Source organism: Phocaeicola acetigenes (genome assembly GCF_027529745.1).
Taxonomy (GTDB): domain Bacteria; phylum Bacteroidota; class Bacteroidia; order Bacteroidales; family Bacteroidaceae; genus Phocaeicola; species Phocaeicola acetigenes.
Genome location: NZ_JAPZVM010000002.1, coordinates 131,634 through 150,590, shown reverse-complemented (window position 1 = coordinate 150,590; position 18,957 = coordinate 131,634). Strand labels below are relative to the sequence as shown.

Below are 18,957 nucleotides of genomic sequence, written 5' to 3'. Positions count from 1 at the left end.
CATTCTTTTCTCCCTACCCTATCTATCTGAAATAATAATTCCGTAAGACACAGAAAACACTTTGTAAGAAAAACAAAGCCAATGCAAATGGCAATAGAGCCTCAGCTTACAAGTATTCTCACCAGTCCTTACTTGTAAGTAGTGAACTCATCATTGGGAAAAATTCTACTCCTTTCAAGAAAAAACTCCAGTACTCACTTGAAAGTACTGGCAATGAATGAGACAGGCCTCCTTTTTTATAGCAAAATTCTTTATTTCTGATATACTTTATCTATCCAAAGTTTACTATCAGGAACATCATCCAATTTATCTCCTTCATAACTTGAAAAATAATATAGTAAGACTTTATCTTATTACTCAATACGGACAGCTTATGCCCCTTATTGAAAAAAATAAAGCGATACTGAATATCAGTATCGCTTTATTCCTTAACATAAGAAGTTCATTATTTCTTTATCAAATCCAAACCAATATTGAAGGTTTCAGTTTTACTCCAATAACCTGAAATAAGCTGCAACAATGCACTAGCAGTCTTCGCTTCCTCAGGAATTAAATTAGCAGCTACCAATGCATCCCATACATATATCAAATCATTTTTCATCACAGGTTTTCCCCAATCATCCAATTCTCCAGTTTCACGAAGAGTCATCATAGAATCAAATGCTGACTTATCTAAGTATAAATAAACCTTTCCGGCTTCTTCTTTCTTGTTCATCGGAATACCATTCAAAGCCCATCCCTGCAACTGTTTGATTGTTGCATCTGATACATTAGTCAAATCAATCTGAAACAGACTTTTCAACATCTCCTTCAAAACAGAAGGTTCAGACATCAATACCTGATTGATAATTTCTTCCAAGCCGCTTGCATCCTGTCCTCCAAGCGCTGCGCCTAAGATATTAGCTATATTCAACTTCACCAAGAGTTTTCCGTTACTTTCACTCCAAGTCGCCAATCCTTCCGGTGATGTAGTAAAGCCAGATACAGCCGCTAAAGAAGTAATTTCTGATTCTTTCGGAAAAGTCTGCATCAACATTCCCCCCATTGCCCAATTCATTAACTGATCAGTGCCCTTTAAAGTCGGCTTATCCACATAAGAGGCTATGATATTTCCATCCTCCTTTAATTCCACAGTATTTAAAACTTGAGGAAGAAGAGCAGCTCCCATCATACGGAACATTCCTGAAGCTACTACTGTAAAAGCATCATTGGCTTCCCATTCTGCATACAAAGGACCTGATATCGGGAAATTTTTAATTGGATTCTCTCCTTCAGTTACAGCAAAATCTTCTGTAGTATAATCAGCCAGTCCATAAGTTCCCACCAAAGGATTCACAGGATTAGGAGTATCTCCACCATTATCATCACTACAAGAAGTAAACAATGTCACTGTACACAATACAGCAAGCATGTAATAAAACAAATTCTTTTTCATCCTTATTATTTTCTAAACAGTTATTAATAAAAACAGATACACTCGGTATTGTTTCTTAAAATCGGTTGCAAAGTAACCCACATTTCACAATACTCACAAGGTCTATTTATCTTATTTTTGTTCCATTTTTTACCTTACAATGAGAATTTATTATATAAATCATTAATTTATATAGCTTATCCAGTATTCCAAGGAGATTAATTATAGTCAATATTTCAGAAAATTTTATCTTTGCAAAAAGAGAAAATAAAATGGAAAAGGAACTGCCCAAAATAGAATTGCCAGAAGAATGGATTATTGGAACAGGAATCAGTAAGGAATTACTAAGTTTATATACCAACTTTCCATGTCGGTTAAAATCGGAAATATTTGTACTTTGTATGGATGGGGAAATCGAAGCCTCTATCAACCTTAATCGGATAAAAGTACAAGCAAACGATTTTGTCACTATCATGCCTGGAAGTATCTTCCAGGTTCATAAAGTAGAAGGTAATCTGAAAATCTATTTCGGAGGATTTTCTTCGCAGTACATTAACCAGGCGGCACTTACACGCTCAGCCTTAGATACATTATATATTACCTTAGGACGTCCTGTCATATCTCTCAAACCAAAGGGTGCCCAATTATTAGAAGATTATTTCTGCTTTTTAATCAAATTATACGAGTTCTTCAACGAAACGACCCGCAAACTGATTACTCCTCACCTTTATAACAACATCCATACTGGAATAGCGACAATATACCGTAACAAACCGGAAGAAGCTACCAGTAATATTTCCAAAAGTGAACAGCTCTGCAAAAGTTTTACGCAATTAGTAATGCAAAACTATAATCAGGTTCGCAATGTATCTTGGTATGCAGAAAAATTGAACATTACTCACGCTCATCTCTGTACTACAGTGAAACAAGTTACAGGTAATACATGCATGGAAATTATCTCAAGAATGGTAATTATGGATGCTAAATCACAGTTGAAGTCTACCAAGCTGTCAATACAGGAAATATCCGATTCTTTAAATTTTGCCAATATGTCCTTCTTTGGGAAATACTTCAAACGGTATGTCGGAATGAGTCCGTTAGAATATCGCAACAGTGAATAGCACAACTTACAAAAACATTATATATACAAAAAGAGTCCGAATAAAACCCGGACTCTTTTTGTAAAACACTTTATCGCTATTTCAATAAACTTTATAGAACATAAGTTTATCATATACGACAGATTCTACTGATCATAATCATACTCCAAGCTGAATTCGTCTACCCACATGGTAGAACCGGCACCTCCAGTAAAATAATCTCCATATTTACTAGCCGAACAAACAATCAGCAAATATTTAGGTACACGGTCTGTGTCACGATACTCCAATTCAATCTCGAACTCACGATACTCAGACATGGTTTCACTGCAATTCATTTCTCCGTAAGCAATAATATGAGGATCTGTTTTCGTAAAATACTTCGAATTTTGTGGATTTGTACGTATTTCTACAGGTTCATCCCAATCTCCCAGTGAAACCCATATGATACAAGTATCCTGTTTGCCCTTTAAATCCTCATGAGCCTTATCGGCATATTTAATAATGGAACTTGTATATTTAAAATATCCTTTCAGTTTAGTAGGCCGTGCAGTAAACTCCCTTCCAAATCCTAAAATACCATTTGTGCCGTCTGTTTCCTTATATTCACCCAAGAACAAGTTACCGGCAGCAAATTTACCGAAGGAACCAAGCCCTACAAACTTAGAACCTAACATGGCAGCCTGACCTCCCTGAGGAGCTCCGCTCCAAACATCAGAAGTAGGCTGAGTAATATTGTCATTAGCAGAAAGTGTTGTACTTCCCCAGTTTCCTGTATCCCAATAAGATATACCTCCTTCTTTCCAAGGACATATTACTTTTCCTTCCTTATGCCATTCGTCGAAGCCTAAGTTAGGAACTGTAGCAGCAATTCCAGTGGTAAACTTTGTTTCCTCTCCATACTCTTCTCCCGAGTAAGCTCTACAAACATAAGTAGTAGCAGCATCCAAATGAATCAGACGAGCTTTAAAGTTACCACCCTCATGAGTTATGTCCGAATTGCTTACGCGAATCCAATCCTGCTCTCCGTCCTTTTTATATTCACAGCCATTTTCTGCACCTTGACGTCCAAATCCGTTAACCCAAGCTACATTAGTCCAAGCATCTACACTATTAACTCCTACATTTATATCTGTAAGGTTTACATATAAAGTCCACTCTTCATCAATGAAATCACTATATTTCACCTGTACTTTAGCAGTTGCAAATGCTCCTTTGTTCTCCCACTGTAATTCAGGGAGTGCAGTTGTTCCATTTTGTGTAGAGCCTTCCGGACCTAATTTCAATGCAGTCAGTTGAATCGATTTCAGACCCTGTGCCCGAGGAATATTCACCGCAGCTTCCCTTTCTTCCGGATAAAAATAAGCTTGACCAATCTGACCATTTACAGTAAATACCCGTTCAATTGTCTGTTCGGCAACCACTGTCCAAATATAATCTTGATACAAGGACAAAGTTATATTCAACGGTTGGCTTAAATCAACAATCGATTCTGGTTCAATCGAAGCCTTTCCACCTTCTGTTACTTCCAAAGAGTGAATCTTTACTTTCTTTGGATTTACAGTTTCATTCAATTGTAGGGTTACTTTCCGTTCATCATTCGAAATTACTGCATTTCCCACTTGTCCTTCTACAGTCATATCGGTGATATAGAGTTTTACCGTAGGATAAGGAAAGTCATTTTTCAAACAAGCAGTGAGCAAACATACTATTAAACAAAGACAGACCCCTGCTATTTTATATATTATCTTCTTCATATCATCAGATGCATACGGTTAAACCGATATTGATATTCAACAAATTAATTTTAAAATTGGCTCCGCTGTTGGTTCGTTTACCAGTCTCTCCCGAACTTTTCTTCTGTTTTTCCCAATTATAGGTAAAACCTGCCACCCCAAATGAAATTTCAGCTCCCACATTAGGCATAACAGAAATGGCAATACCCGGATTAATACCAAAGTGTAACTGATTGATGGTTGTATCCGTATATTTCAAGGTTTCATCAGCCCCACGAGAAAAACGTGAAGAACCGGTATTATACCCTATAGTAGTTTCATTGAATAAGCCAAATAATCCTTTTGGATCAATACCTATATACGAACGATGAAACAAATTAAAAGAATACAAATCTTCTGAATAATGAATATCTTTCAAAGAAACGTCCAAATCATCTATATTTAAAGCAAAATTATTGATTGCTCCAGACACTCTTGAATACCCCAGTTTTACTCCAATTATTGTATTATCTTTTACCGCATAACCAATAAACGGATGCACACTCAATGTACGAAGATTCACATCAATGTCTTTTAACAAAGAAAACAAGACACGACTGTTGTCAGCTTCAAAACTAAACACAGAGAAAGTAACACCACCAATCCATTTATTTTTAGGGATGAAACGGTAATTGGTAATACCACGATTATAACGTCCTACTGGCTTAGTATAAATAATACGTGACGAATCGACTGGAGCTTTCAACTCAGAATTTGATACATATACGGTATCATGTACATGTATAAACTTATAGACAGTATCAGGATGAATTTTTACAATCGAATCAGAAGCCACCTGAGCCATAACCCAGGAAGTTCCCAATAGAATAAATAATATCAAACTATATAAACGCAACAATATTACCATAATTATAAGTAAAATGCAATTCCCAATCCTATTGAGAATATATTAATTTTAAAATTCGCAGAAGTAGACGATTGTTCTCCAGTTTCCACCTGATTAGTTGTCTGTCTCTTCTTACTTAAATTCACTCCCAATACTCCGACACTGACTTCCACCGCCGTATAATTATTGATAAATGCAACTAGTCCCGGACTAACTCCAAGTCCCATATCTACAGAAGTAGAATAAGTTCCAGTAAGTTCCTCTCCACGTCCATTGGATACTTTAGACTGACTTCCTCCAACTTCCAACTGAGTTTCGCTAAACAATGCAAAACGTTTACTTTCTCCCAACGGAATATAGCTACGGAAAATAGCCATCGCTGAATACGAATGCTTAAGCTGATAGATATTATTCACATCAAACTGGTTTTCATCATCCAGATTAATCTGAGTTTCATCCATACGAACAAGTGTACGTGAATAATTGAAACGAGCTCCCAACGCCATATTATCCTTCAGTGCATAAGCAAACATCGGACTTATCTTAAATTTATAACCATCCGAATTTACTCCCTCTACGACCAGAAAGTCATAATTACTTTCTGTATGCTCAGAATAAGAAACATTACTTCCTACAATCCATTGCCCCTTAGGTACAAACACTTTAGGGGGAAGTTTCTTCTGAGTATCCTGTGCGTGCATCTCTACGATGCCGCACATCAGACACAACAATATATAAACTATTTTTTTCACAAATTTACTTTATCTAAGTTTATTCATAAATCAACTCCATATCGTCAAGCCACATTTTACTACCGGTACTTCCAGCAAAGTAATCACCATATTTACTTGCCGAAGCTACAATAATGATAGAGGTAGGTTTACGCTTATTACCTCCATAATTGTCATAATCCAGATTTATTGTCAACTCAACCAGATTCTCTCCATCCTTGTAAGCTTCATCGAAAGTCTTCTCACCATAAGCAATAGTACCATCTCCCGAATAAGTCCCTTTCTCGGTACTGAACAGACTTGCCTGATTTTTAGTTCTTACCACGAAAGGCCATGTCATTCCATTTGCTTCCTGACCAGCCCAGTCGCCCACTGCCACATAAATAATTCCCTTATCCATATCTCCTTTATTGATAAGCGAAGTTCCTGTATGATTGTAGTCCACAGTTCCCGGTTCATAGCGTACCCACACTTTCAAAGCCTTCGGACGACTGGTACAAGGACGTCCCCATCCAAGTATTCCATCAGTACCGTCTTTTGAAATAAACTGCCCTACGAATAAGTTTCCGGCAGCAAATTTACCAAAGATACCCAAGCCTACATACTGGGAAGACAACAAGATAGACTGTTTTCCACCGTGTTTAACAGATGTATCTGGAGTAGTAACATTCACTCCCAAAGTTGAAGAGCCCTGATTTCCGGTATCCCACCACATAGACTGTCCATCACCATAAATCAGTATATACGAAGTTTCAGAAGTATATTCAAATCCTGCATTTTCCGGCTGGAATGTATCTTCTGTGGTAAACTCACACACCACAGAAGAAGCCTGTTCACCATCCATTGCCTGATATTCATAAGTAGTTCCAGGAACTAAGCCTGAAATTTCCTTGCTGAAACTCTGTTCTGTCAAATCGGCATCCACAATAGTCCAATCTGTAGTTTCTTTTACACGATAACGGAAACGTGGAGCAGAGTTCAAAGCTCCAACAACAGTACCATGTAAAGTAGCCTTTGAAGTCCATACTTCATAGGGAAGTATTTCCTCCGTTATTACTTTAACATCCGAAGCAATGATATCCCATACTACAGTACGAGTTTTTCCATTAGTATCAGTAGCAGTAATATTAGTTACAGAATTATTACCTGTGGCAGTCATTTTGGCTATCAAACTTTGAGCAAACAATACCTTCCAATTATCTCCATTGAGAGTAGAATTCTTATCTGCAACCGAAAGTCCCAAAGATTTTAAAGCCTCTTCTTGCCCATTAAGTTGCAACATATCAAACTGATTAGCATCAAATCCCCACTCTGTAAAACGGTCATTCTGAATAACCAAACTTACCAATGGAGAAGAAGTGGCTATCTGAAAATAAAAGTCTTTCTGTACCCCAGGTTCCAAAAATACAGGATGCTCTAAGTCATATGTAACTCCCTCTCCATCCACACAAGTTATTACAGGACGCTGCTTCAACGTAATCACGAACTCCTCTTCCTGTAACGGAGTTTCATCTATCTGAATCGTTATTGCAGCACCTCCAGTAGGATTCTGTTCTGGAGACGTATAACGGTAAGTTAAATTATAGAGAGTACCAGACTTCAGTTCTGTAAGCTCTGTAGAATTCTCATACTTTTCTCCATTCAACTTAGTCGCACTGAATTTACAAATTAATTTTCTATTATCTTCCGGTAAACTGAAATACCCTTTCTGATCCGCATTAGCTGAAGAGAAAACTAATTCACCTGTAGCGGAAGTTACCGTAACCTGATAGCCGTCTTTGAAAACCTCTTTCAGCGATTCATCCCACGTTATGGCAACCACAGTATTAGCAATACCACAATTTACTTCAACCGTGCTGGTTTCACCTTTACTTATGGTAAAACCTTTTTTCCCCTCAAAAAAACGCTGGTCAAACGAAGCAGCCACAGAATCACCAGCCGTTACTCTGACAGAATACTCTCCACTGACCAAAGCAATAGAAGCGGGAATATTTTCTATTCCCTGATATTTCTGCACCAGACTTTCTCCACGATAAATACGCACTTTACAATTCTGATTCAAGTCGGTCTGCTCTTCATCAGTAATTGTACGCGAAACCACTTCCACTTTATCGGACACATCCACAGAGAGACGTAAACATCCCTCTGCATCAGCCAATCCGGTATCTTCTTTACAAGCATTCAGGCATAACATAAGGCCAGCCAATGCCATTATATAATATCGCTTCATGATTATACGCTCTTAATCTTTAAGGTTTGTGTAACTTCCAATCCATTCTGGTCAACCAGACGAATGATAAAGTTATGACTTGCCGCTCCATAAATACCCAGTAACGGAGTAAACTCTGTAATACTGAAAAGAATTGTCTTTTGCCCAATTATTTCACTACCTACAGGGAATCCCAAACTTGCCAATCCTTCTTCAAGATCTCCCGGTTCTGCCAAATCAAAGCTCTTCTTCAGGCCCACATCAGTTAAAACTGCTTCTGTCAATGTCTCAGAATCAATCGTTACATACACATGAGCAATACCATTTGGTGCATTCAAGGTAACTGTCAAAGGCATTTTTCCTTCCAAAGTAGTTGGTATAGATAATACATCATTTTCTATATCAAAAGCAGCACCATTGAAGTCGGTTCCCACAATTGATGGTTTATTCTGTTCGGTATCCCCTCCTTCTCCATCTGTAGGGAAGTCATCGATATCCGGTTCTTGCCCCGGATCCACTCCAATAACTTCATCACTTCCATCCAATGATGAATCAATGCCAATTGACACATTTAAAGAACCTTCTTTAGGGATATCTCCATTTACTGTATCAAATTTATAGCGAATTACATTGTGCACTCCCGCTTTTACATTTTCAAAACGCTGACTATAATCAATCGCTTCACCATCTATTGTTCCTTTCAATGTTACAGTCATCGATATATTTTCAGTACTCGGAGCAGCCAAATAAGCCTTTCTTGTTTCAGAAACAGGAATATCCAAAGAATTTTCTCCAATAGTAACGGTAGTGACCACATCTTCTCCTAATAATCCTTCAAAATCCTCGTCATATACTACAGTAAACAGCATATTAGCCAAACTGCATGTAATAGTCGGCACTTCAGTCACTTTATCTTTCTGAATATCGAAAGAAGTACTTCCTTTATAATAAGGAGCATCAAATCCGCTAGTCTGCTCAGCCGATGAAGTCACAGTAATAGTATAACTTCCCACTTCCAGTGAAACAATTTCAGGCATTTCTCTATAAACCCATTGTTTTACTTGTTGAGACTGACTATTATATATTGATACAATATATTGACTGAAATCCACTGAAGTTTGTGAACGAGAACCTAAATACACACTGTCCACCTTCAGATTTACATCCATTTTCAGAGAAGATAAGCTCAATTCTCCCTTTCCTCCTACTCCTTCCGTATCCATCATAGACTCATTATGGCAGGCAGTAAAAGTCAGCATATTAATGAGCAATATCAAATAAACGTAAAATATTTTTTTCATATATTTCTATTTTTTATTTATTCGTAAATCAGTTCTATGTTATCAATATAAAGTTGGCTACCTACATATTCCCCATCACTTAAATTACCAAATTTAGGATAAGATAAGTTAGTTTCATTCGAAACCAAACAATCCGGATTAGCCGAAGAGCGGAAAATAACAGAAATAGATGCAGCTTTCTTCACTATACCATAAGTCAACGGTACGACTTCTTTAGTATATTCCGATACATTTCCACTCCGAGTTATTCTTTGAGAAGCAATGTTTTGTCCTTCTGCATCTTTCACCTCTATCTGCACTTCCCAATAGTCTGCTTCATTCTTAGGAACATACTGATAATAGAAAGCAAGTCCTGTAGGTCTCGATGTAAAATCATATCCATATATTGGAGTATGGGTAGACACATCATAACTACCCAAATACAATTCTCCCGGAGTTACATTCTGACTATCTCTACCATCAGCCTGATTATCATGTCCCCATCCAACGGTACGAATCAATGCAGCATAGCTTCCTTCGTAATGATTATCTGTTCTCAACGTACCGGAGTTGGTAGTATAGCAACATCCCACATAAGGGAAGGTAGGGAATCCCAAAAAGGTAGAAGGAGTAGCACCATATTGTGTGGTTGTCTGGTTCACAGTACTCCAACCTTTTGAAGTATTAATACTTTCATTCCATGGATACCACTTATTCCAATATACTTTACTGTTTCCAGATAAATCTGTACCATCTTCTGCAATTTTATTAGAGAACCACTCTTCCATTCCGGCGTTAGGCAACTGTGTTGCCTGTTCTGTAGTAATCTCTAATTCATTGGAATATAAACCTTGGGTATGTGCAGCACGAATAGTATAAGTAGCTCCTGCTGACAATCCCTTAAGAGTAAATTGATTCATTCCATTCAATGAGACATTATCCCATTTTGTCCACACACCGTCCTTTTTATACTGAAATTCAACGGTCTGTGCCGATATTTCCAGAGACTGAGTCAAATCGGTAACTTGCATATCCACTTTAGTAGCCCACACATCTGCCTTACCGTTTTTCAATGAAACCTGAAGTGTAGGAGCTTCTACAGAAATTATACGTTCTATAGCTTTCGCACCATATGCAGCCTTAAACTTCACTCCATTCTCTGTATCAGTCAGCGAATTTGGATATATCAAAGTCACCGTATACTGATTATCACCATCCGGCTGTACAGAAACATAAGCAGAATCGAAAGGCTTATATATTCCATTTTCATCGTAATAGAACTGTACTTTCGCTACATCTCCTTCCAATGTCAAAGGGAAAGTTATGACAGAACTTCCATAAGGAACCGATGCCGGCAATTGAACATCGAAGACAATAAGATGAGTCAATACCTTCAAAACCAAGTCTTCTGAAACCTTTGAATACAGATCTGTTGCTTTCAAAGTAAATACATGTTCTTCATCTTGTCCACTTACGCAGTACAAATGAGGAATTACATTCTGAAAATCAATTGTCGCTATCTTATCATGATTTGCTCCCAACCCTCTTGTTGCGAGTCCCAATTCTGCCAACTTCTGCGATTGTTCAGCTGTCAGATTCATTAAATCTACACTTTCAGGCCAACCTTGTGTCTTCAAGGCTTCCGACTGAGTAATTAATTCACATCTAGCTAAACCTGCCGGTGCATTTAGATAAGCTTCCAGTTTTTCTGAAACACTTCCATACTCACTCACTTCTATAGCTGTTCCCGAAGAGAAGCCATAAGGTGTAAAAACAGGAGGAGCCGCACTTAAAGCCTCATCCGATATATTTATATCTACATTTTCTTCAGACAATGGATTATCATTAAAGATAATTTTTAGTGAAGCTGTAGAAGCATCTACATCCATCGTCAACCGATACTCATGCTTTACTTCGGCTGTAAAGTTCTTAGGATTCAATGTAATCTTTTGAGAATTTCCCTGACGAGTTACTTCCAAATACACACTCAAATCACCTGGAACAAAATAAGCCCCTCGAATTTCATCAGACAAATAGCTTACCTTATTTCCCTTAGAAGTATTAATATATGCGCTATAAGAAGAAAAATACGTCTGAAAATCTTCTGTATATGTAATTGATACTTTAGCTTTGTTGATAGAACAAAGAATAGAAGCATCGGTTACTTCATTTTTTTTCACATCTACAGTGGTACTACCCAAATAGCTCAATGCATCAAATCCTTCAGTATCAGCATTCCCATACGATGCTGTTACCGTATAAGTTCCTACATCAACTATTACTGGTTCAAAGTCGGCAAAACGATCCCATGACGAAGAAAAGTCTTCATCTTCGGAAACAATGCTCAAACTAAAATCATTTACATCCGGGGTTTCACCACTTACACTGCCTCTTGACTGCTCTCCCAGTAGACTTTGGTCAGCACTCATACTTACACTAATACGCCCTTTTACAGAACTTGCCGTCTCCTCTTTCGCACAAGAAAATAATCCAAGTAATAGTAAGGACATCAATCCACAATAAGCTTTTTTCATTTTATTTTTTCCCTATACAAACTATAGAATATTCCATTTGCAAAGAAACAGACATTCACAAAAGCAGGAAAGGTCTAATTTTTCTTTTTTTGTTCTAATTTTCATTTTTCATTCTTTCTCAATTACATAATTCTGCAAATTTCACAATATTATTAATCAAATAAATATTCTTTCTTTAAGATTTTAATAGTTCGCAAAGAAAAAGATACCCCCAAACATCAATAATAATATATTATATATCTGGTTTTACTTACACAGACCATATATGAATTTATTTTATCAGACTGCATAAAAAGCATTTTTCTGTTTACCCAAATGGCAAATAAAGAAACCGGACTTTACTCATATCAGGAAAGCCCTTAATAGCATAAATATATGTATAAACAGCAGTTTTATCCAAATCCGGAGAGAAGCAGAAATTAGAATTGTCTTTTTTTTGACAGTTCAACAATGTGGCAGGAATAAAAAGGTAACAATGAATGATAAAAACTTTAATCGACGACGCCGGCTGCACAGTTATCGTTGTTAGCTATACGGCCAACGTAGGCGATTGTGCAGCCGACGTCGTCGATTTCAATCAGCAAACAGAATCATGCGTTTATATTTATGATAATAAATCTTATCTTGATACAGTTTCTCTGTCAAGCACTATCCTATTTCAACAACACCTATTTTTTTCTTTCCATCCATTTTGACAGACAAAGGCTTATCAAAATGTACCCAGCGTATAAACTTAGTTTCTTCTACGGCAGGCATACTGTTCAGAAGTTCCTGATTATACAATCCGTCGTTCATATAGGCATTAATGGTAAAATACCCAACTCCAAACGAAGTAAGATTCTGGAAAAAGTGAGTTCCCTGACTAGGATCTATACGATAATTTGTCAGTCCTGCTTCTACAATGACACGGGCTGCCGATATATTGGGCCATTTCACCGGAATACCCAACCAGGTATCGCTACTTCCCCAACGTCCGGGCCCTACCAGTACATAATGTTTCTCTTCATCCAGGAAACGACGATTCAATTTCTCTATATCATAAGCTATCAACTGGTTGTTCGAAGCAGAATAGCCCTCCGTTTTCACATAAATCACATCGTGAATATCATCCATCACACCATGTCCTAACGAATTCTCGCTCTTCAGCAATAAGCGCTCTTCGGGTATCAATGTCAGATCTTCTGTTAAATTCGCCTTCATATCTACCATCGGACGAATTTGTAACAAATAGAACGTTCCTGATTTGGTACGAGCATCCAAATTAACAGCAAATTCAATCTCTACCGGACGGCGCATCTCTCCCTGTCCATACTTCTGTACCAACTGAAGAATACGAGCCAACGGGAAGACATCATGTTGCAGTATATTGGCAAAAGTAATCAGTTTACGGCCACCCGGATAGATACCATCGCGTATTACCATATCGTAAGGGTCGTAAGTAGAAGCTATATAATTGAGAGAGCCATCGTTCTCTGCCTCTTTTACCGGAAGTTTTAACAGATTAAATCCATCGTCGAGCGAAAAATTATTACCTGTATTTTCCAGGTCAAGTGCATAAAAACGTGTCTGTGTTTCACGTAATGCCATTTCCATTTCACTTGTCTGCAGCACCTTGTCCGGATGATAAGGACATACGCGAAGAGTCAAACCGCCATCTACGATATATTTACCTAATCCCAATGCCAGACTCACTGTACCTTCTTCTGCCTGTTCATCGTTTATCGGATAATAATTAATGGAACGAGCCACACCTGAAATTGAAGGATAATAACGGCTGCCATACTGTGTTCCGACTACCTCCTGCAAGATTACAGCCATTTTTTCCTGGTCGATTACATTCCGTGTAGCCTGCATATAAGCTTTACTATCTTTATAATAGACGGATGCATATACCCCCTTAATGGCATCACTTAACATACGAAGCATTTCATACTTATCTTCCAGATAAGGTATCATATAAGTGGAATAAATGCCAGCAAAAGGTTGGTAATGCGAATCTTCCAACAAGCTGGACGAGCGGATGGCAATTGGCGCCTTTACAACCTCAAAGAACGCAAAAAAGTCCTCTACCAATCTGTCCGGCAGCTTTGCACGGAGAAAAGCGCGAAGAATGGTTTCATCGTCTGCATCACTTAAGGCCAGCTGGTACAGATTGTTCATATCCATAAATTCATCGAAAATATCCGTACACAGTACCACCGTTTTCGGAATAACTACCGTTGCATTTTCAAATTCCTCGAATTCGGCATGACGCTTCACCATATTATCAATGAAGGCAAGTCCTCTTCCTTTTCCTCCCAATGAGCCGTCGCCAATACGCGCAAAATTGGAATAACGGTCGAAACGGTCACGCTGGAATACAGCCACAACTCCCTGATTCTTCATCTTCCGGTATTTCACAATCGCTTCAAAGATGATTTTACGATGTGCATCAATATCTTGTAAAGATTCCCAAGTAACCTGTTTCAAAAATTCAGCTACAGGAAAGATTGCTCTTGAATACAACCAGCGCGATACATGATTACGAGTAATATGATATAATAAGGAGTCAGCAGGAATAGAATAGATGACATTCTGAAGTTCTTTCAGATTATGTACCCGTACTACTTCTTCCATGGTTTGGGGATTTAAGAAAATAAAATCACCAAAACCGAAGCTTGCAGACACGGCTTCCCTCAAATCGACATCCATTTTCTTCGAATTCTTATCGATAAACTGCACATCCAATTCATTGGCATAGCTTCTGTTTTCTTCTTCTGCCGACTGTAGGATAAGAGGTACAAAAGGATCGTAGCGACGGATTTCTGTCAACAGTTTGACACCAGCCAACGGGTCGTCCACTCCTTCATGCGGAAATCGGGCATCTGATATGATACCCAAGGTATTGTTACTGTATTTTTTATAGAGCCCCATCGCTTCCTCGTAAGAACGGGCCAACACAATCTTAGGACGTCCACGCATACGAAGTGTACGCTGATGTTCGTTCAAGGCTTCGGTTGCAAATTCCTGACTTTGGCGGAGTACGAACTTATAAAGATTAGGAAGGACGGATGAATAAAAACGAATAGAGTCCTCCACTAACATGATCATCTGGACTCCTACCTCCTTGATGTCATGTTCCAAATTCATCTTATCTTCAATCAGCTTGATAATGGATACCAATAAATCGGTATTTCCCAACCAGCAAAATACATATTCAAAAATACTAAGATCTTCACTTGCCATACGTTGGGTAATGCCATGCGAAAATGGAGTCAGAACGACAAGTGGAATTTTAGGATACTTCTCCTTTATCTGTCTGGCAATATCAAATGTATCACTATTATCCGAGCCCGGCATACAAATAACCAAATCAAACATCGTTATTCCCAACTGCTTCCAAGCATCTTCCTCTGTCGACACTTGAGTAAAACGGGGAGGATATCGAAGACTGAGATTCATGTATTCTATAAAAATCTTTTCATCGATACGTCCATCATCCTCCAACATAAATGCATCATAGGGGTTTGCCACCAACAAAACATTGAATATGCGTTTTGTCATTAAGTTCACAAACTGTGTATCTTTAAAATAAAGCTGGTTTAATTTTAATTTGCTAAGCATAGTACACTCTGATTTAGACTCTATTCTGCTAACAAATCTACATAATTCTCCCGATTCATACAACCTATGACTCAGACTTTCATCGTTATCGAATACTTTTAATCACTCACCGCTCGATTTCATAGATGACAACAAGATGTCATTAATAACTTTTTATTGTTATAAACGAGAAAAAGAGTGAAAAACATTTTGAAGATATACAGAAAAGCATATCTTTGCAGATATAAAAGATTTCTTTTTGTCAGACCTTAAACTATATAATTATGGATATCAATCAAATTATGGCTTCCTTGGAAGCTAAACATCCAGGTGAATCTGAGTACTTGCAAGCAGTAAGAGAAGTTTTGCTTTCCATTCAAGATGTATACAACCAACATCCGGAATTCGAAAAAGCTTCGCTAATTGAACGCCTTGTCGAACCAGACCGTATCATCACATTCCGTGTTCCTTGGGTAGATGACAAAGGAAAAGTACAAGTCAATTTAGGTTATCGTGTGCAATTCAACAATGCGATTGGCCCATACAAAGGTGGTATCCGTTTTCACGCTTCTGTAAACCTTTCTATCCTAAAATTTTTAGGATTTGAACAAACTTTCAAAAACGCCCTTACTACATTACCAATGGGAGGAGGAAAAGGTGGTTCCGACTTCTCTCCTCGTGGTAAAAGCGATGCAGAAGTGATGCGCTTCTGTCAGGCCTTTATGCTGGAATTGTGGCGTCATGTAGGTCCGAACATGGATGTCCCAGCAGGAGACATTGGTGTAGGTGGACGTGAAGTGGGCTACATGTTTGGTATGTATAAAAAACTGACTCATGAATTTACCGGAACATTTACCGGAAAAGGGTTGGAGTTTGGTGGTTCACTTATCCGTCCGGAAGCTACCGGATTCGGAGGTCTGTACTTCGTGAAACATATGCTCGACAAGAAAAATATCGATATAAAAGGTAAAACTGTAGCAATCTCTGGTTTTGGAAACGTAGCATGGGGAGCAGCAACAAAAGCAACTCAACTGGGTGCCAAAGTGGTGACAATCTCCGGACCGGATGGATACATATACGATCCGGATGGTATCAGTGGAGAAAAAATCGACTATATGCTTGAATTACGTGCTTCAGGCAACGACATCGTAGCCCCGTATGCAGAACGTTATCCTAACGCAACATTTGTAGAAGGACGCCGCCCATGGGAAGTAAAAGTAGATATAGCGCTTCCTTGTGCAACTCAGAATGAACTAAATGGTGAAGATGCACGTCATCTGATAGACAATCAGGTTCTCTGTGTCGGTGAAATATCCAACATGGGTTGTACTCCTGAAGCTATAGACTCCTTCATTGAACATAAAATTATGTATGCTCCTGGCAAGGCTGTAAATGCAGGAGGTGTAGCGACTTCCGGACTGGAAATGAGCCAGAATGCAATGCATTTAAGTTGGAGTGCACAGGAAGTAGACGAAAAACTACATCAAATCATGCATAATATTCATGAACAATGTGTGAAATACGGAACAGAAACTGATGGTTACATAAATTATGTAAAAGGAGCAAACATTGCAGGTTTCATGAAAGTAGCCCATGCAATGATGGCTCAAGGAATTGTGTAACAATAAAATATCTCGTTTAGTTGTATTTGTATTGTAAGCAACGTTGCTTGCCTGTGACAGGTGGGCAACGTTTTTTATTGTTTCACTGGTATAATAAAGACAAACCATTGCGTTATATACAGAAAAAATAGCGCATAATGAAAAAAATATTTATAACACTCCTCTTTTCAATACTTTTTGCTGGTTGCACTACCGAAAGCCCTCATCACTCCAAAGAATATCCAGTCATTATACAAGGTAAGTTATGTAACACCTTCTTTTCTGAAAAATCACGTACGGTTTCCTCGGAACAATCTCTTCCTGAACTAAGCACTATTTCATTTTTCAGTTCTGGAGGACTATATGTAGATGGTAGTATATTAACCTATTCAGGTACAAACTGGCAAGGAGAACTCCCCAAGAAATGGGAAGAAGAAGAAATCCCAGCCCATATTCTCGCTTATCATCCTCCCGTGTTATCCGATAATCAATCTATCTATAATGAAAAAGAAGAATTACAGGATATTCTTATTGCACAGCAAACTATCCCCTATGGACAACCTATTCAACTGTCGTTTAATCACTTGTTTTCACAAATTTCATTTTCTGTAAGTCCAGAACTTAATCAAACTTTGGAAAAAATAGAATTTACTCCCTCTGCGAGTATTTCTCATATAAATCCAGAAACCTCAGAAATTACCTACGATAATCAAATAAAACACACCATCTTTTTTGAACAAAAAGAAGATGGCATTTATTCTTTCATTATTCCGCCATACGATAATCTATCTATTGATATCACATTAGTCACCCTCAAAGGACGTATACAAACCACACTTCCCAGCCACTCTTTTAGCAGTGGATATTCCTACAATTGCCTAATAAAGACAACAGAAGGCAATATTGGTATCTACACCTCCGAAGATTTCATTGCTTTTACGCAATTAATCAACGGAAATGAATACAAAGGTCGCAGTCTTGAAGAATTTGGCACAACCCAAAATGGAGTGACAACTTACTATTTACAGAACGATCTGACTTTCAGTGAGGCACAATGCGCAGAGCTTCTTGACATAGGATGGATTAAGACAGGTGGACATGAACTTGGCTTCAAAGATATATTCGACGGTCAGAACCACACTTTAAGCAACATCATATTAAGTACATTTACTTATCGTTTACGCACCGGATTATTTGGCTTCATCGATGAAACCGGAGTGGTAAAAAACTTGCACTTATCACAGATTTCGTATTCATCGTTAAAAAACAAATGCTCCATGACGGGACTTTTATGTGGGGAAAACAGAGGCCTAATTGATGGTTGCAGAGTCACTAATAGCCTCTTTAATACAACTAAATCTACAACATCAGGAGGCATCGCAGGAATCAACAAAGGATTTATCATCAACTGCTCTGTAGAACAAACGGAATTTTCTTTCGAAGACGGTTCTTACGGAGGAATCTCAAACATAAATATGAAAGGAATATTGAATTGTTTTACAGAACAATGTTCTTATAAAGAAGCTGCAAATGGAGCAGGAATATGTAATGAACAAAGGGACGGAGGATATATAGAAAACTGTTTTACGCATAACAACAATTACCCCAAAGCATATGGTGCTTTAATTTACAAAGGAAATGGAGGACGTATTTCAAAAAGTTATCACCCAAATACTGTAAAAGCAATAGGTTCGGGACAAATAGAAAATGAAAATATATTTTCTTATAATCCGACAACTTATATAACTACAGATAACAGCCAATCTCTGCTCGATTTATTGAACCAATGGATAGATAATGAAGGTATATCAAAATATCCCAGCCTCTCCTTTTATCATTGGAAACAAGGAGATAACTCTTTAATTATCCATATCAGACCATAAC

General features: G+C 38.0%; 11 protein-coding genes. 3 read left to right on the top strand and 8 right to left on the bottom strand.

Annotated features, from left to right (window positions below; genetic code table 11):
- Positions 1-445: 445 nt before the first annotated feature.
- Complete coding sequence (locus O6P32_RS03220; RefSeq protein ID WP_269876778.1) at positions 446-1,435, bottom strand: DUF4925 domain-containing protein; 990 nt, start codon at positions 1,433-1,435, stop codon at positions 446-448.
- A 251-nt stretch (positions 1,436-1,686) separates the two neighbouring features.
- Here O6P32_RS03220 and O6P32_RS03215 point away from each other — a divergent pair, with 251 nt between their 5' ends.
- Positions 1,687-2,535, top strand: a complete 849-nt coding sequence (locus O6P32_RS03215) for a helix-turn-helix domain-containing protein (protein WP_269876776.1) — start codon at positions 1,687-1,689, stop codon at positions 2,533-2,535.
- 125 nt (positions 2,536-2,660) lie between these two features.
- Here the strand turns inward: O6P32_RS03215 and O6P32_RS03210 are convergent, their stop codons facing one another.
- The 7 genes from O6P32_RS03210 to O6P32_RS03180 form a co-directional block, all read right to left on the bottom strand.
- Positions 2,661-4,271, bottom strand: a complete 1,611-nt coding sequence (locus O6P32_RS03210) for a PCMD domain-containing protein (RefSeq protein WP_269876775.1) — start codon at positions 4,269-4,271, stop codon at positions 2,661-2,663.
- A gap of 4 nt (positions 4,272-4,275) precedes the next feature.
- Positions 4,276-5,157, bottom strand: coding sequence for a hypothetical protein (locus O6P32_RS03205; RefSeq protein ID WP_269876774.1), 882 nt, complete (start codon positions 5,155-5,157; stop codon positions 4,276-4,278).
- A 2-nt stretch (positions 5,158-5,159) separates the two neighbouring features.
- Positions 5,160-5,837 (bottom strand): hypothetical protein, encoded by a 678-nt coding sequence (locus O6P32_RS03200; protein ID WP_269877033.1) that lies wholly within the window; start codon positions 5,835-5,837, stop codon positions 5,160-5,162.
- 70 nt (positions 5,838-5,907) lie between these two features.
- Positions 5,908-8,097: a DUF4493 domain-containing protein gene (locus tag O6P32_RS03195; protein ID WP_269876773.1), complete on the bottom strand. Its 2,190-nt coding sequence runs from the start codon at positions 8,095-8,097 to the stop codon at positions 5,908-5,910.
- A gap of 2 nt (positions 8,098-8,099) precedes the next feature.
- Complete coding sequence (locus tag O6P32_RS03190) at positions 8,100-9,377, bottom strand: DUF4493 domain-containing protein (RefSeq protein WP_269876772.1); 1,278 nt, start codon at positions 9,375-9,377, stop codon at positions 8,100-8,102.
- Between the two features lie 17 nt (positions 9,378-9,394).
- Positions 9,395-11,890, bottom strand: coding sequence for a DUF4493 domain-containing protein (locus tag O6P32_RS03185; protein WP_269876770.1), 2,496 nt, complete (start codon positions 11,888-11,890; stop codon positions 9,395-9,397).
- A 648-nt stretch (positions 11,891-12,538) separates the two neighbouring features.
- Entirely contained in the window at positions 12,539-15,493 is a 2,955-nt protein-coding gene (locus O6P32_RS03180; RefSeq protein WP_178266281.1) for a PEP/pyruvate-binding domain-containing protein, read from the bottom strand.
- A 263-nt stretch (positions 15,494-15,756) separates the two neighbouring features.
- Between O6P32_RS03180 and gdhA the strand changes: the two genes are divergently transcribed.
- Together gdhA and O6P32_RS03170 are read left to right on the top strand one after the other, a co-directional pair.
- Positions 15,757-17,094, top strand: coding sequence for an NADP-specific glutamate dehydrogenase (gene gdhA / locus O6P32_RS03175; protein WP_269876769.1), 1,338 nt, complete (start codon positions 15,757-15,759; stop codon positions 17,092-17,094).
- 137 nt (positions 17,095-17,231) lie between these two features.
- Positions 17,232-18,956, top strand: a complete 1,725-nt coding sequence (locus O6P32_RS03170) for a fimbrillin family protein (protein WP_269876768.1) — start codon at positions 17,232-17,234, stop codon at positions 18,954-18,956.
- Position 18,957: the final 1 nt, after the last annotated feature.

Excerpts from the sequence above, each read along its gene's own strand:
- O6P32_RS03220 (WP_269876778.1), bottom strand. The coding sequence starts at position 1,435 with ATGAAAAAGAATTTGTTTTATTACATGCTTGCTGTATTGTGTACAGTG.
- O6P32_RS03215 (WP_269876776.1), top strand. The coding sequence starts at position 1,687 with ATGGAAAAGGAACTGCCCAAAATAGAATTGCCAGAAGAATGGATTATT.
- O6P32_RS03210 (WP_269876775.1), bottom strand. The coding sequence starts at position 4,271 with ATGAAGAAGATAATATATAAAATAGCAGGGGTCTGTCTTTGTTTAATA.
- O6P32_RS03205 (WP_269876774.1), bottom strand. The coding sequence starts at position 5,157 with ATGGTAATATTGTTGCGTTTATATAGTTTGATATTATTTATTCTATTG.
- O6P32_RS03200 (WP_269877033.1), bottom strand. The coding sequence starts at position 5,837 with ATGCACGCACAGGATACTCAGAAGAAACTTCCCCCTAAAGTGTTTGTA.
- O6P32_RS03195 (WP_269876773.1), bottom strand. The coding sequence starts at position 8,097 with ATGAAGCGATATTATATAATGGCATTGGCTGGCCTTATGTTATGCCTG.
- O6P32_RS03190 (WP_269876772.1), bottom strand. The coding sequence starts at position 9,377 with ATGAAAAAAATATTTTACGTTTATTTGATATTGCTCATTAATATGCTG.
- O6P32_RS03185 (WP_269876770.1), bottom strand. The coding sequence starts at position 11,890 with ATGAAAAAAGCTTATTGTGGATTGATGTCCTTACTATTACTTGGATTA.
- O6P32_RS03180 (WP_178266281.1), bottom strand. The coding sequence starts at position 15,493 with ATGCTTAGCAAATTAAAATTAAACCAGCTTTATTTTAAAGATACACAG.
- gdhA (WP_269876769.1), top strand. The coding sequence starts at position 15,757 with ATGGATATCAATCAAATTATGGCTTCCTTGGAAGCTAAACATCCAGGT.
- O6P32_RS03170 (WP_269876768.1), top strand. The coding sequence starts at position 17,232 with ATGAAAAAAATATTTATAACACTCCTCTTTTCAATACTTTTTGCTGGT.